The 15,811-nt window shown below is 55.5% G+C and carries 11 protein-coding genes; 8 read left to right on the top strand and 3 right to left on the bottom strand.

Features of this window, described 5'->3' with window-relative positions:
- Nucleotides 1-92 precede the first annotated feature (92 nt).
- Nucleotides 93-833: an SDR family oxidoreductase gene (locus IY145_RS15680; protein ID WP_196409065.1), complete on the top strand. Its 741-nt coding sequence runs from the start codon at nucleotides 93-95 to the stop codon at nucleotides 831-833.
- Between the two features lie 52 nt (nucleotides 834-885).
- Nucleotides 886-1,908, top strand: a complete 1,023-nt coding sequence (locus tag IY145_RS15675) for an aldo/keto reductase (RefSeq protein ID WP_210332678.1) — start codon at nucleotides 886-888, stop codon at nucleotides 1,906-1,908.
- 418 nt (nucleotides 1,909-2,326) lie between these two features.
- Here IY145_RS15675 and IY145_RS15670 read toward each other — a convergent pair whose 3' ends face one another.
- Nucleotides 2,327-3,130 carry a recombinase family protein gene (locus tag IY145_RS15670; RefSeq protein WP_196409064.1) on the bottom strand — a complete coding sequence of 268 codons (804 nt, stop codon included), beginning with the start codon at nucleotides 3,128-3,130 and terminating at the stop codon, nucleotides 2,327-2,329.
- 437 nt (nucleotides 3,131-3,567) lie between these two features.
- Here IY145_RS15670 and IY145_RS15665 point away from each other — a divergent pair, with 437 nt between their 5' ends.
- The 6 genes from IY145_RS15665 (at nucleotide 3,568) to IY145_RS15640 (ending at nucleotide 11,910) form a co-directional block, all read left to right on the top strand.
- Nucleotides 3,568-4,014: a hypothetical protein gene (locus IY145_RS15665; RefSeq protein WP_196409063.1), complete on the top strand. Its 447-nt coding sequence runs from the start codon at nucleotides 3,568-3,570 to the stop codon at nucleotides 4,012-4,014.
- A 283-nt stretch (nucleotides 4,015-4,297) separates the two neighbouring features.
- Nucleotides 4,298-5,845 (top strand): class I SAM-dependent DNA methyltransferase, encoded by a 1,548-nt coding sequence (locus tag IY145_RS15660; RefSeq protein ID WP_196409062.1) that lies wholly within the window; start codon nucleotides 4,298-4,300, stop codon nucleotides 5,843-5,845.
- A complete protein-coding gene (locus tag IY145_RS15655) occupies nucleotides 5,845-7,134 on the top strand; it encodes a restriction endonuclease subunit S (protein ID WP_196409061.1) in 1,290 nt (429 codons plus the stop codon). The genes IY145_RS15660 and IY145_RS15655 overlap by 1 nt, the downstream gene beginning before the upstream one ends.
- Nucleotides 7,131-8,144, top strand: coding sequence for a DUF4268 domain-containing protein (locus tag IY145_RS15650; RefSeq protein ID WP_196409060.1), 1,014 nt, complete (start codon nucleotides 7,131-7,133; stop codon nucleotides 8,142-8,144). Before IY145_RS15655 ends, IY145_RS15650 begins: the two co-directional genes overlap by 4 nt.
- Nucleotides 8,141-11,365 carry a type I restriction endonuclease subunit R gene (locus IY145_RS15645; RefSeq protein WP_196409059.1) on the top strand — a complete coding sequence of 1,075 codons (3,225 nt, stop codon included), beginning with the start codon at nucleotides 8,141-8,143 and terminating at the stop codon, nucleotides 11,363-11,365. The genes IY145_RS15650 and IY145_RS15645 overlap by 4 nt, the downstream gene beginning before the upstream one ends.
- A gap of 59 nt (nucleotides 11,366-11,424) precedes the next feature.
- Nucleotides 11,425-11,910 carry a DUF2293 domain-containing protein gene (locus IY145_RS15640; protein WP_210332677.1) on the top strand — a complete coding sequence of 162 codons (486 nt, stop codon included), beginning with the start codon at nucleotides 11,425-11,427 and terminating at the stop codon, nucleotides 11,908-11,910.
- Between the two features lie 449 nt (nucleotides 11,911-12,359).
- On the opposite strand, the gene IY145_RS15635 is transcribed toward IY145_RS15640, so the two are convergent.
- Entirely contained in the window at nucleotides 12,360-12,977 is a 618-nt protein-coding gene (locus IY145_RS15635; RefSeq protein WP_196409057.1) for a recombinase family protein, read from the bottom strand.
- A 137-nt stretch (nucleotides 12,978-13,114) separates the two neighbouring features.
- Nucleotides 13,115-15,655 carry an RNA-binding domain-containing protein gene (locus tag IY145_RS15630; protein ID WP_196409056.1) on the bottom strand — a complete coding sequence of 847 codons (2,541 nt, stop codon included), beginning with the start codon at nucleotides 15,653-15,655 and terminating at the stop codon, nucleotides 13,115-13,117.
- Nucleotides 15,656-15,811 lie beyond the last annotated feature (156 nt).

Below are 15,811 nucleotides of genomic sequence, written 5' to 3'. Positions count from 1 at the left end.
CAATCATCGTCTCCGGCGGCGCGAGATGGCCGGAACTGTCGGCCTCGTCTCCGGCGGAAGCCGAACACGTGCGACACATGAGGATTTGCATCATGAGCGAAGGCATCGAAGGCAAAGTCGTGCTCATCACCGGCGGCGGCGTCGGACTCGGCGCCGAGACCGCACGCCATCTCGCCGCACGCGGCGCCCGCATCGCCGTCGCAGCGCGCCGCAAGGACAAGCTCGACGCGGTCGTCGCCGAGATCACGAAAGCCGGCGGAAAGGCGCGCGCCTATCCTCTGGATGTGACCGACAAGCATCAGGTCAAGGCGGTCGTCGATGCGGCGGTCGCCGATTTCGGCCGCCTCGACGTCATCGTCAACAATGCCGGGCTGATGCCGATCCGTCCCATGATCGAAGTGAACACCGACGAATGGGACGCGATGATCGACGTCAATCTGAAGGGCGTGCTCTATGGAATCGCCGCCGCTCTGCCGATCTTCGTCGCGCAGGACAGCGGCCATGTCATCAACATCAGCTCCGTCGCCGGCACAAAAGTCTTCGCGCCGGGCGGCACGGTCTATTCGGGCACGAAATTCGCCGTGCGCGCGATCTCCGAGGGGCTCCGGCAGGAAATCGGCGGCAAGATCCGCGTCACCTCGATCGAGCCGGGCGCCGTCGATAGCGACCTCAAATATTCGACGACGAGCGCCGCCCGCGCGACTGTGATGGACTTTTACAAGATCGCTATTCCGGCCGCTTCCGTCGCGCGCGCCATCGCTTTCGCGATCGAGCAGCCCGCCGATGTGGACATCAATGAAATCGTGCTGCGCCCGACCGCGCAGGAATTCTGATCGACCAGGGTCCGGCGGCAGGCAGGAAGGCCGCCGCCCGAGGAGCCAAAGGATGGAAACGGTGAGCATAGAGAAGCTTCTGCCGAGCAAGCTCGGCTTCGGCGCCGCCCCGCTCGGCAATATGTTTCGCGACATTCCCGAGGAGGAGGCGCGCGCGACTGTGGAGGCCGCCTGGAACGACGGCGTCCGCTATTTCGACACGGCGCCCTTCTATGGCGCCGGCCTCGCGGAACTCCGCTTGGGCGAGGCCTTGGCGGGCAAGCCGCGCGAGGATTACGTCATCAGCACCAAGGTGGGCCGCGTCATCCTCGACGAGATCGAGGACGTCGGCGCCCGCGATCTCGGCGAGAAGAGCGGCGTCTTCGCGCATGGCCGTCCGAACCGCATCGTCAATGATTATTCGGAGAGCGCGACGCTGCGCTCGCTGGAAGACAGCCTGAAGCGCCTGAGGACAGACCATATCGACTTCATCTTCGTCCATGACGTGGCGCAGGATTTCTATGGCGACGAATGGCTGGCCATGTTCGAGAGCGCGCACCTCGGAGCGTTTCGCACTCTCGACCGACTGCGCGACGAGGGCGTGATCGCGGGATGGGGACTCGGCGTGAACCGCGTCGAGCCGATCGAGATCGTGATGGAGCTCGACGAGCCGCGTCCCGACATATTTCTGCTCGCCGGCCGCTACACGCTGCTCGACCATGAGAAGGCGCTTCAGCGCGTGATGCCGATGGCGGCGGAGCGCGGCCTTCGTATCGTCGTCGGCGGCCCCTATAGCTCGGGCGCGCTGGTGGGCGGGCCCAATTTCGAATATGCGCCGGCGACGCCTGCCATTCTCGACAAGGTCGCGCGGATCAAGGCGATCGCCGACGAGCATGGAGTCGGCATGAAGGCGGCCGGGCTGCAATTCTCGCTCGCGCATCCGGCGGTCGCGGCGGCGATACCCGGCGCGAGCCGTCCGAGCCGCATTGCAGAGGATCGCGCCGCCATGGATGAGATCATTCCGGCAGAGTTTTGGCGCCGTCTGCGCGACGCCGGCCTCATCGACCCCGCCGCGCCCACTCCTGTTGCACGGTGACAGGGCTCCCCGGCTCGATCCGAGCCGGCCATTCGCGCCATTCGCCGCCGCAACCATTTGGCGGCCGAGCCGATCGATCGCGCACGGTCTCAAAGATAGCCGCGGCGAATCACGGATTGCGTCGCGGCGCCAGAGTGCTACAAATGCGCGTGACACCACTCGGCCAACCTCGCCGGACGTGATGCGACGCCAATGACTTGCGCATTCTGGCGCCCGGGGGCGGTATCCTCCCGCCCCAGCCAGAATCTAGATTTAACAACTTTAACAATAAGATAGCCGGAAATTTCAGGACGACACCCGTCACCTCCCGTCACACCCGACCGTCACAACGGCACGTCTCGATTCAAAGCATGGGTGGCATCAACGCGCAACCCATCTTGTGCTCAGCACGGACGATGCTGATTCGCTCTCAGAGCCCCTACTCCCGTGATTCTTGCTCTTTGAGCTCAACCGAGAGCCATTCTAATTCCTCTGCGGTCAGGTCGACCTCCTCCGGGGCATCAGCACGCGAGATTGGCATCGATCCCGATCGCCCTTCGCCCCGCCCTGAAGGCTTCAATTGCCGCAGAACTCGGTAGACGTTTGCTGACGTCCAAGGACCGCCACGAGCCGTCGAATAGCCAGCCTGATTGAGCGTCGATGCAATTTGACCGGCCGTTTGTGCGCCCTGCCGGCGAGCTTCGGCGAGTATTCTCGCGAATTCTCCGGCGCGCTGCCGAGCGAGGGCTCTGTTGGCATCGGCGCCTTTCCTCTGCGCCTCATTCAAGTTGACAGTATTGCCGAGACGGGCGCCACGAGCCTTAGCCTTGGCCAGCCCTTCCCTTGTGCGCCGACCGATCTCCCGCCCTTCTTTTTGAGCACGCGCGGCTTGACTGCGCAGAACGAGGTAATCGGCATCGGGGCCGTTGCTTGCTGAAATAATATGTAGCTTATTGTTGAGAACATGATTCTCTGCCGTAGCCAGATTTCGTGTAAATCGATCGAAACTCGCCACGATTATAGGCCACCCCTTACGGTCAGATAAATCAGCAGCCTCTCTAAGCACTGGCCGGCTTTCAATAGATTCGCCCATTGCCGAGGCAGACTCCCTCATTACCTTCATTATCTTAAAGCCTATATCCTTAGCAAATCTACGAATTTGTGTCGTTTGACCATCCAAGCTTATCCCATTTGCTGCCTGATGCTCAGTCGAAACTCTTACATACGCTATAGCTCCACGCATAACGGCGATCCCTCTATACATGTCTAATGAACGACACTATACCAACCCATATAGAGATATACAACAGTAAAAACTGACTGATTTTGAATGGATTTTATCGGCATACGTTTAGTGATATACAAGTTGACCGACGATCACCGACCTTTTAGAGGTGTGCAACCCGAATGCGGGCAAAGCAATTCGCGACCCTAAAGCGCGCCCGGGCTCCGAAATCCCGCAATAAAATATAGACGATACCCAACCTTGAATGACAAAAAGATAGCTTTTACACCCCGCACAACAAAACAAAAATGTATGTTAAAACAGCAAATAGCTACTTTTAATAGAGGACAATCAACGTGAAGACTAAGTGTTGCGAGCAACGAGCGACGGCCACCAAGCTAATACGAGAGGGGCTAGAGGCTCTTCAAGAACGGAAATCAGCATCACAGGTCGCGATGGACATCGGCTACAGCAGTGATCGGCCGATCTGTCTTTTCGCCACCGGTGAACTTCGCGTGCCCTTAGAGCAAACGATTCCTCTCGCCATAGCTTTGGAAATCGAACCCGGCGCGCTCTTCTCAGCCGTCCTGGGATCCTACATGCCGCTGCACCCCGGCCTACAGATTACCTTCGATCCGAAGTATGCGGCGCGCCGAGATGCTCGAATATCCCCATGCATGGAGGTCGGCGACGACCCAAGCTCCACGATCGAGAGCGAAGATGCGACCGGCGCCGTCCCATCGGCGGGTCGGCCGGCTCCTGTGGATATGAACTTCAAGGTGTCCTCCGATTTCCATCGTCGCTTTAAGGGGGAAGCCGTTCAACGAGGGATGTCTATGAAAGAGCTCCTCGAGACGTGCTTCGAAACATTCCTTCGGTCGAATGACGCGGCCGAACGGTGATAGGGATCGGCGGCCTGATTACTCTGCTCCCAGGCTCCATCCCCATGGAACGTCCGGGTTTTTTCTAGGACTTCGAACATAGCGACGTGGCTAGGAAATCCGCAGGGCCGCCGAGCGTCCGGCGCGGCTTATTGGGCTTTCGTGCCCCTCGCCTCCATCGGGAATGGCGATCCATCGATCGTCCGAGGCGGCGGTGCGGGAGCGGATACCGTCTTCTCTGAAACCGTATTGCTTTCCGGCGTCGCGGCGGCAAGATAGGCCCCTTCGATTTCGTGGGGGAATTATGGCTTCGGATGATGCGGATACAGATCGGCGGCTCTGGAACGTGGCGGACCAGCTGCGGGCGAATTCCGGCCTCAAGCCTTCCGAATATTCCCGCCCGGTGCTCGGTCTCTTGTTCCTCCGCTATGCGGACGGGCGCTTCGCCGAAGCGGAGAAGAAGCTGAAGCCGCGTCCGGGCAGTCGTCTCGGCGCGCCGACGCCGGATGCTTTCAAGGCGCAGGGCGTCGTCTATCTGACCCCGGAGGCGCGCTTCTCCCATCTCCTCGCTCTGCCCGAGGGCGCCAATCTCGGCCGCGCCCTCAATGGCGCGATGGCGGACATAGAAAAGCACAATCCCGATCTCGCCGACGCTCTACCCAAGAATTACGGCGCCGTCGGAGACGATATTCTGCGCGAGCTCATCAAGCAGCTGGCTCCGCTCGACATCTCCGGCGACGCCTTCGGGCGTGTCTATGAGAATTTCATGGGCAATTTCGCCAAGCAGGAGATGCAGAAGGGCGGCGAGTTCTACACACCCTCCAGCATCGTGCAGCTCATCGTCGAGATCATCGAGCCCTATCACGGCCGCATCCTCGATCCCGCCTGCGGCTCCGGCGGCATGTTCGTCCATTCGGCCGATTTCGTGCGCGCCCATAAGCGCGCGCCGGAGAAGGAGCTGTCAATCTTCGGCATTGAGAAGGTCGCCGAGACGCAGCGCCTGGCGCGCATGAATCTCGCGGTTCATGGCGTCGGTGGGACGATCCGCGAGGCCAACGCCTATTATGACGAGCCCTTCCCTATCGTCGGCCAGTTCGATTACCTCATGGCAAATCCGCCTTTCAATGTCGATGGCGTCGACAAGGAGAAGGATGCGATCAAGAAGCGCGAGGATCGCTTCCCGCATGGGCTGCCCAAGCCCGACAACGCTAATTATCTCTGGATCGAGATGTTCTGGTCGGCGCTGAACGAGACGGGCCGCGCCGGCTTCGTCATGGCCAATTCCGCCGCCGACGCGCGCGGCACGGAGCTCGACATTCGCAAGGCGCTGATCGAGACGGGGATGGTGGATTGCATCGTCTCGGTCGGGCCGAATTTTTTCTACACGGTCACTCTGCCTTGCACGCTCTGGTTCTTCGACAAGGGCAAGACGAAGACCAAGCGCGCGAATGAGGTTCTCTTCATCGACGCGCGCCATGTGTTCCGCCAAATCGACCGCGCGCATCGCGAGTTCACGGACGCGCAGATCGAGTTCCTCGCCAATATCGTGCGTCTGTGGCGTGGGGAGCAAGTGGAGCTGATCCGCAATTCCTTCGATCTGCTCGACGAGCGCGGGCTTGCGAAGAGCTATGCCGATGTGCCGGGCCTCTGCAAGGCGGCGAGCCGCGAGGAGATTGAGGCGCAGGGCTGGAGTCTCAATCCTGGACGCTACGTCGGCGCCTCGGCGCGTGAGGCGGAGACCGAGGATTTTCGCGAGAAGCTCGAGGAGTTGCAGGAGGAGTTCGAGAGGCTGACGGGAGAGGCACGTGAATTGGAGACTCTCATTGCCTCAAATGTTGCGGAATTGATGTAATGCGCCAAACAAACACAATTTTGGAACTCGCGGATAAAGCGCCACATGCTCTCAACGGTGGCCCTTTTGGTTCGAAGCTCGTTTCAAGTATGTATGTGCATAAAGGTGTTCCTGTTATCCGTGGAATAAATCTTCCCTTCGATCGTCGGTTTAACGCCAACGATTTTGTATTTGTATCGCAGCAAAAAGCTGATGAATTAAGCGCGCACATTGCGCGACCGGGAGATCTTGTATTCACTCAACGGGGGACACTCGGCCAGATTGGGCTGATACCAGAAAATGGTCCTTATGATCGTTACGTGGTTTCACAAAGTCAGATGAAACTTACGGTAGATCCGTCAATGGCCGATTCTACTTTCATTTATTATTATTTCAGACAGCCAAGGATAATAGCTCAAATTGAAGCTTTAGCGTCTTCGTCTGGGGTGCCTCATATAAATCTTCAAATGCTCAGAGAGTTCGAGGTTTCACTGCCCAGCTGCGATGAACAACGGCGTATAGCGGATTTCCTTGCCAGGTTTGACGACCTCATCGAGAACAACACGCGGAGGATTGCGATCCTGGAGGATATGGCGCGGCGCATTTTCGAGGAATGGTTCGTCCATTTCCGCGCCCCCGGCTGCGAGGGTCTGCCCTTGGTCGAAAGCGCCATCGGGCCGATCCCGCGTGGGTGGACGATGGCTACGATCAAAGACGTTTGCGATAAAGTCGACTACGGCTACACCGCTAAAGCCACACAGGAAAACATCGGCCCGAAGTTTCTGAGAATCACAGATATCGTTCCCGCGGCCATTGATTGGAGCCGTGTTCCATATTGCAGTATCCCAGCAAAAAAAGCTGAGCAGTATTCTTTATCTCCAGGTGACATTGTTATAGCCCGCACTGGCGCTACGACTGGATACGCGAAGCATCTTGGCAAACGTCACCCCTCTGCTGTCTTTGCGTCGTATTTGGTCCGCCTCCGGATCACCAATATTTCTTCGAATTATTATTTAGGGCAAGTTATCGAGAGTGACAAATATAAGGCGTTCATTGCGAGAAACGTCGGCGGGGCGGCGCAACCGAACGCCAATGCCCAAGTCCTTACCTCTATGCCGATAATATTGCCGCCTAAGCGACTGTTGGAACAGTTTGATCATATCATGGAAGGCTTTGCAGACCTGAGAGAGATCTTGGAGTGTGCAAACGCCAACCTCCGCGCCCAGCGCGATCTCCTCCTCCCCAAGCTCATCGCCGGCGAGATCGACGTCAGCGCCGCTGCGACAGCGCTGAAGGAGGCGGCGGAATGAACTCGATCGTCACGCTCGGCAAATTCGACCGTGTGCCGCTCACCAAAGCCTGGCCGACCGAGGACGGCAATTTCACGCCCTGGCTCGCCGAGCCGGCCGTGATAGCGCTGCTCGGCGACGCGCTCGGCATGGAGCTCGAGGTGGAGGCCGTCGAGCATTGGGTCGGCTCCTTCCGCGCCGATATTCTGGCGCGCTCGACCGAGGAGGCCGATCATCGCGTCGTCATCGAAAATCAGTTCGGCCGCACCGATCACAAGCATCTCGGGCAAATCCTCACCTATCTCGCCGGCATAGAGGGCGCCAAGACGATCGTCTGGATCGCCGAGACGATCCAGCCCGACCATCGTGCGGCGATCGATTGGCTGAACACGAACACGGCCGACGACTTCTCCTTCTTCGCCATAGAGATCGAGCTGTGGCGCATCGACAATTCGGCGCCGGCTCCGCGCTTCAACGTCATCGCCAGCCCTAACGACTGGACGAGGAGCGCGCGCTCGGCGGCGCGTCATCTCGGAGAGGGTGAGCTGGCCGCGCGACATCATGTGCGGCTCTCCTATTGGGCGTCCTTCTCCGAGTTCCTGAAGGCGAGAGGTTCGCACTTCAAGATCAGGCGTCCCAATAAGGACCATTGGTTCAACTTCCCGATCGGCCGCAGCGACTTCGTGATCAGCGCCACCATCAGCACAGACAAGAGGCGAATCGGCGTCGAGCTCTACGCTCGTCGCGACGTAGATAAATCCGCCTTTCGCGCTCTCTTCGCCGACAAGCTGGCTATCGAACGGGAGTTCGGCGAGGCGCTCGACTGGCAAGAGCTGCCGACAAAGAAGGCGTCGCGCATCGCTCTGTTCCGCCATAGCGTCGACCCCAGCGACGAGTCCCAGCGCGAGGATCTCCATGATTGGATGCTCGCAAAGATGGACCGCTTCAAATTGGTGTTCGGCAATCGCGTGAAGGCGCTCTCGCGTCCGGCTGATGGTGAGCCTCTGGAAGAGGATCAGGGCGAGGAATGACGCGTTCCGGTGGATCCGACGACATTTCCTATGAGCAGCGCCAGCAGCTCTATGGCGGTTTTTCCGAGAATGATCTCATCGAGCAGCCCGCCATAGAGCTGTTCGCATCGCTCGGCTGGCAGACCGCCGATCTCTATGGCGAGTTCTCCGGCAGGGGCGGCAGCGTCGAGGGGCGCGCCTCCAAGCGCGACGCCATTTTGCCGAACCGGCTCCGCCTCGCGCTGAAACGGCTCAATCCCGATCTGCCGCAAGAAGCTCTCGACGACGCCTATTCTGTCATCGCTCGCGAACGCGGGGCGATCGATCCCATTCGGGCCAATGCCGAAATTCATGATCTCCTGCTCAATGGCGTAAAGGTCGAGATACGCGGCGCCGGCGGCGCCAGGGTGACGGAGACGGTCCGCGTCATCGATTGGGTAGCGTCGGATCAGAATGACTTCTTGCTGGCCTCGCAGGTCTGGTTCGCGGGCGAGCTCTATACGAAGCGCGCCGATCTCGTCGGCTTTGTGAATGGCCTGCCGCTGCTGTTCATCGAGCTGAAGGCGGCCCATCGCGCCATGGCCGACGCCTATACGGGCAATCTCAGCGACTATCGCACTACCATTCCGCATGTCTTCACGCCCAACGCTTTCGTCGTGCTCTCCAATGGACGCGAAGCCGTGCTGGGCGCTCCGCAGGCGCCGCTCGAATATTTCGCCGAGTGGAAGCGGGTCGATGACGAGGACGAGCCCGGCGTCGTCAGCCTCGACACGCTGATCAAAGGCGCGTGCCGTCCTGCGCGCTTCCTCGATCTCATCGAGAATTTCATCGTCTTTGAGGAAGGCAAGAACGGCCTCGTCAAGAAGCTCGGCAAGACGCATCAGCTGCTCGGCGTGAACCGCGCCATCGCGGCCGTCGACAAGATCGACGAGAACCGGGGACGGCTCGGCGTCTTCTGGCACACGCAAGGCTCAGGTAAGAGCCTGTCCATGCTGTTCTTCGCCCGTAAGGTGTTGCGCAAGAAGCCGGGCGATTGGACGTTTCTGATCGTCACCGATCGCACAGAGCTCGACGAACAGATCACCGGAACCTTTTCCGCTTGTGGCGCGCTGATCAAGACCCGTGATGAGGTGCAGGCGCGCAGCCGGGAGCATCTGAAAGAGCTGCTGCGCGGGAATGAGCGCTACATCTTCACGCTGATCCAAAAATTCGGGACCGCACGGGGAGAGGTCTATCCCGTGCTTTCGACCCGTAAGGACATCATCGTCATCACCGACGAGGCGCATCGCAGCCAATACGATACGCTCGCGGCCAATATGCGCGCGGCGCTGCCGAACGCCGCCTTCATCGGCTTCACCGGAACGCCGCTGATCGCCGGCGAGGAGGAGCGGACGCGTGAGGTGTTCGGCGATTACGTCTCGATCTATGATTTCGCGCAGTCGATCGCCGACGGCGCCACAGTGCCGCTCTATTACGAGAGCCGGCTGCCGGAGCTGCACCTCACCAATGAGCAGCTCGGCGACGAGATCGCCCAGGTGATCGATGACGCGGACTTGACCGAGGAGGAGGAGGACGCCCTCTCCCGGCGCTTCGCCAAGCAATATCACCTCATCACCAATAACGATCGCCTAGAGAAGGTCGCAGCCGATCTCGTGCGTCATTTTTCAGCGCGCGGCTATCGCGGTAAGGCGATGTTCGTCGCCATAGACAAGGCGACCGCGATCCGCATGTATGACAAGGTTCGCCATCACTGGGACGAGATGCTGGCGCGGGAGGCGAAGCGCGTCGCCGCGATCTCGGATGCAGTCGAGCGCGCGGCGCTCCAAGAGCAGGTCGATTGGCTCGCCAAGACCGACATGGCCGTCGTCGTGAGCCCCTCGCAGAATGAAATCCAGCTCATGGCGAAGCGCGGCCTCGATATCGAGCCGCACCGACGACGACTGGTCAAAGAGAATTTGGACGAGAAGTTCAAAGCGGCGGAGGATCCGCTGCGGCTCGTGTTTGTCTGCGCGATGTGGATCACCGGCTTCGACGTGCCGACCTGCTCGACGGTCTACATCGACAAGCCGATGAAAAATCACACGCTGATGCAGACGATCGCGCGTGCAAATCGCGTCTCTGCCGGCAAGCAGGCTGGGCTGATCGTCGACTATGTCGGGGTGTTTCGCAATCTCAAGGCCGCGCTGGCGATCTACGCCCAGCCGCGACCCGGCGTCACCACGGACCCGATCGAGCGAAAGGAAAAGCTGGTCGAGGAGTTGCGGGTGGCGCTACGTCTGGCGGTCGCCTTCGCCGAGGCGCGCGATGTTCGTCCCGCCGAGGTGATGCGCGTGAACGGCTTCGAACGTCAGGCGGCGCTGCAGCAAGCGGCGGAGAGGCTTCTCGGCAATGACGAGGAGAAGCGCACATATCTGCGCCTCGTCTCGGACGCTTGGAAGCTCTTCAGGGCGGTCCTGCCAGATCCCGCCACGATAGAGTTCCGGGGCGATATGATCGTTCTCCAGGTCGTCGCGGAGATGATCCGAACGATGACCCGAAAAGGACCGACCAGGAGTGCACTCGCCGCAATCGCCGAAATCGAGCGACTGATCGATGAGGCTATCGCAGGCGTCGAGATCCGCGCTCCCGTGCCGTCCGGCGAAGATATGAAACAGCTCTTCGATCTCTCCACCGTCGACTTCGACAGGCTGACCGAGCTATTCGCTCAGGGACGCAAACGAACGGCGACCGAAATTTTGCGCGGTCAAGCCGAGGAACGTGTGAAGGGGCTCGCCAATCGCAATCCAACGCGGGTGGACCTGCTCGAACGACTGAATAGTCTCATAGACCGATACAACGCCGGCAGTTTGGATGCGGAGCGCCTTTTCGAGGAGCTGACGGCTTTTGCGAGGTCATTGAACGAAGAGGAGCAGCGACACCTCAAAGTGGGATTGACCGAGGACGAGCTCGCTATTTTCGACATCCTCACCCGTCCGGAGCCCAAGCTCACGAAGGCGGACGAGGTGAACGTGAAGGCAATCGCACGCGAGCTACTCGACAAGCTGAAGCAGGAAAAGCTCATTCTCGACTGGCGGTTGCGTGAATCTGCTAAGGCGGATGTGCGTGAAACAATTCGGCAGGAACTAGACCAACTACCGGAAGTGTATGATCGTAAACTCTGGGATGAAAAAGTCGAACGGACGTATCAGTTTGTCTTCGAGCATTTTCCATATTCCGCAGAAGGCAGGACACCACATAATTAGCCTGAAAAACACTATACACATCATAAACTTGCAATTTTTCGTGATTTAGTCAGTCAGATATGACTGATATAGCGTCTCCTGCAATCGTATATATGCTGATAACAAAAATCAATAATGCGATTAGCGTTGAAATTTTTGCACTCAAATTGTATATGAATCAAGCTACATCGGCTTGTATCTTTGCAATCACTCATCTGGAAAAAGCTATGCCCGACGGCGCTCTCGAATCGCCCACTCCTAGCTTGCGCTTCAAAGCATCGGATATTCGCGATCACTTGAAAAAACATCATCCAAACTGTCCAAATAGACATGTAAGAGCGATAGTAAACCGCGTCGCCGGTCGCTACTGGGTCGACGCGAGCATTGGCACCGCCGTCGGTATTGTGATGGACGGCTACATCCGGCATCAATTGACAGACTACGATGCCCTACTGGCGAAATCCGTAAAGCGGGAAGATGCTAGGGCCAAAGTCAAGAGCATAGTCGACTATACACTTAAATCATGGAGTTGCGACGCTATAAAATTAAATAAAACAGAGAGATGATTGCCATTTTGTTATCTGAAATTACTTGTATCAATCCGCCGGAGTTATGGTGCAAATTTAGTGTTTTAAAACGTCTAGCATCACTTTCAGAAGGCACCGTTTATTCATCTGTTATCACCATCGCCTTTTATGCGCACATTTTGCGCCTTAATACAGCAATATCAGCCCCGCCACTTCGATATAGCTCCACGCATTGGATAAACAAAATGCCGTGTAAAATAATATATCTAAACTGATATAAAAAAATTTAACTGACACTCCATTCATCGAAGTTAAGCTTTATATAAAATTATTTATATTCAGATACTTATAAACGCACACCGCCTCATGTGATCGGTATTTAGTTAAGAATCATGTGATAAAGTTAATTATATTCCATTTAGTTAAGCGTCGCCAGAGCGAAGGTTAAGCACACAGCCGAATGAAATACCCAGAGGTAACGGCCTCGCTCAATCGCTGATAGGTCGGACAACTGAGGATTGCTGTTCGCTGTAAGCAACGGCCCGCGCACGCTGAATCACGCGCCGGTCCACGCCAAACTCTTTCGCTAGGCCGTATATGCTCGAACCGGCAGCAAGCCGCGCTACTATCTGCTGCTTCTGAATTTTAGAAAGGCGAGAGGGCCTTCCAGGCTGTTTCCCTTCCGCCCGAGCGCGGGCAAGACCCGCTTGCGTCCTTTCGATCAAGAGGTCGCGTTCAAACTCGGCAACAGCGCCGATCACGCTCATCGTCATTTTTCCGGCGGGCGCGGTAAGGTCGACCCCACCGAGTGCAAGACAGTGCACCCTCACGCCACGCTGCGCCACCGCCTCCACTGTCTGACGCACGTCAATCACATTACGACCTAACCGGTCCAATTTCGTCACCACCAACACGTCTCCCGGCTCGAGCCTATCAAGCAATTTTGCAAACCCCGAGCGGGCGCTCGCCGGGATCCCGCCGCTGACCGTTTCTGCCACGATACGATGCCGCTCGACCCAAAAACCAGCAGCCTCTATTTCGCGAACTTGGTTCTCAGGGGTCTGATCGCTCGTGCTCACTCGACAGTATGCAAAAGTCCGGCTCATTGGGTGCCTCATATGGGCGCTTTATAGGGCACCAATATCGCACCTGAGCGAAATAGGCCACCAGCTAGTTTTCGCCCATGCCGAGCAAGACCTGCGCGAAATCGATCGTTTGCGCACATAACGAAAAACCGCAAGCTCTACGCTCTCTCTAATTCACCACGAAGCACGTCGAGGCGCTCGGCAAGCATTTCTAGACCGCTCGGCTCTTTGAGAGCTCGCATATTTTTTCGTGCTTTGCCCGCGATCCGACTGCATAACAATTTTATGCGATCTCGCCCATCTGCGTTCTTAGGTGCCGGGAAACGTAAGGTATATTCTAGAATCATGTCAATAACATCTATATGAACCTCCTTTTTACGGTCAACTATATATTCAAGAAGACCAAATATAACATCAACATTTCTGCCTGCAACATTAAAGTATGCATTGATAGGCCTTTCGAGCCAGCCGATATTTTCTCTAATGTCAATACCTCTTGGCACCATCTTTCCAACATCTATTGCCTCAAGGTAAGCATCTATTGACTTATTAAGCTCAAGAATACACTTCTCTGTATCTGTTAATTTGAATGATGTAGAAATAAATAAATGACAATAGCCAAGCTTACTTAAAAACTCACTTCTGTATCTAAGAGAAATATCCCTAAATGACAGGACCTTTCTACAAATCCGCTCCGCCTCAGGCAAATTATAACGAGACTTAATTTCCATATGATACCAGTTTCGCATCATCTGGATATCCCTGAGATTGCTAGATTCCGCTGCTCGGAAATGCTCTCGGGCCAATTCCATATATTTATCATCCATCGAGCTGTAAGCGCGCCCGAAAAGCGCTCGAACTTTTGGGTTAGCCAAAAGTTGATCATCACGCGACAAGCGGTGGTCTTGATCGATGATCCCTTGGTAGTCGGACACTAACAGCATCCCATCCAACTTTGATATCATCGCCGCTTCAGCTGGGGTTGCGTGCGACCCCTGGGTTCTGAAATGTTCAATTTTGCGCTTGAGAGTGCCGAAAAACGGCAAAGTCTTGGAAACTTGGCCAATGAACGGCGCTGCCGGAGGCGATAACTGATATAGAGTTTCCCCACTCTCAACGACATCCACAGTGGTCAAAAAGATCGCAGAGCACTCTGTGACCGCATCAACAATCTGATCTGCAGAATTCTCATATAGAACAGAACTAATAGTATCTGTTGAAACAGGATCCTCAAGCAGATATAGACTTGCAAGAACATACCTAGACTTTCCATCCTTATGCAGCGCGTCATACTCCCGCTGATATAGATAACTCCGTGCCTGCGCGCCACCTTTTGTATTATATTGAGATATAGCAATATCATACGTAGACGCGAACTTCCTAATTCCAACTATAGTTTCAATTATTAGTGGAAGTCCGTCAGTCGCAGTATATATATTGTCTAATTCACCTTTAGATGGATTGTTTACACCAAACTGCTTGCAGCATTCTTCAATAAATACCCCTACCTCCTTGTCTTCTTTCAAGCCAGGAACAGGTATGCAATTCTGCAAGGCATACGTCGCCGGATATCGAACTGTATACAATATCTTTACCCTTCGCTTGCTCTTAGCGATACGCAAAAACAAAAACTCCTCTCCGGTATCAACCCTTCTTCTGCTAAGGGAATCAATATCATCCAACACTATTAGCATATTAAAATTATCGAATAGCTCATCAATTAAGTAATTTATATTTTCCGATCCCATGCTTATGACATCAGACATAGATACTAATCCAGAATGGACAAGTATTGCTTTGAGTTGCTCCTCTGAGTTTAAAAAGTCACAAAGCATAAACTTTTGTTCCCTTTTAGAAATTGGATTGAATTCCGTTTCTTTAGCGGAAAGGAAAATCACGCAGTCCAACTTCTCCGAATTAGGGAAGCGGACGTCTCCGGCGGTCTCCGCGATCGCCCTAGCAAACTCAAACGCAAGAGTCGTTTTACCCGAACCACCGGGTCCACTTAGATAGAGACGGGGAGAATCCCCGAAAATGAGCCACTCCCAAAGTGCCTCCATTAAGCTCTCGCGCCCGATAAAGTTTTTAATCGTCGAGGGTGGCGGTGGCAAGAAACGCTGTATTCTACCGGAATTTGATCTAGTTTCGAATGTTAACAAAGAACGATCTGAATATAACAAGTTAAAATTAGATGACTTTGCCTCAATACACTCATGTCTATCCCTAATCCAAAGCATGCCGGGTTGATATTTATAAACCTGCCTCACTAACTTTACAGGTCTAGAAAGACGACGCCTAGGAACCAGAACCGCGGCAACCTGTAGATTAATTCCTGGCACATGATATAACTTTGTGAGACACTCAATGCTTACGCCAGTAGAATCTGACAACGCCCTGTTAAAAAACTCAATTTCAAAATTTGACGATACGCCGCATATATCAAGAGTCCTATCATTAACTCCAAATAAAATTATCCCGCCAATTGTGTTATGGAATGCTAGCGCGAGCCTAATTATACCTGCCCCATAGGAGTCAGAGAATTTTTCCGGGAGTTTGTCTTTGAAATCTAGGACATATGTTTCCTGGGCCTGGAAACGGGCCTCCTCTGAATTCCAAAGATACGAAAATAGCGCTTCAAAATGCGGCGGCAATTCTTGTCTTTCAATTGCATCCCAAAGCGGAAGAAGCTCTTCTCGCATATGCTGACCTCCAGATGCGCCCACAGATTGATGTTATTATTTAGCCGATCCCTATTCCATCGCTACCGAGGCTACGATATCTCCAGTTGAGCCATCATGGATTCCAAGAGCTGCCTGCGAAATCCCATCCAGCGGCGAGTCGAGTCCAACGGTTGA

It is taken from the genome of Methylosinus sp. H3A (genome assembly GCF_015709455.1).
Classification (GTDB): Bacteria; Pseudomonadota; Alphaproteobacteria; order Rhizobiales; family Beijerinckiaceae; genus Methylosinus.
This window is presented reverse-complemented; position numbering and strand designations above follow the sequence as displayed.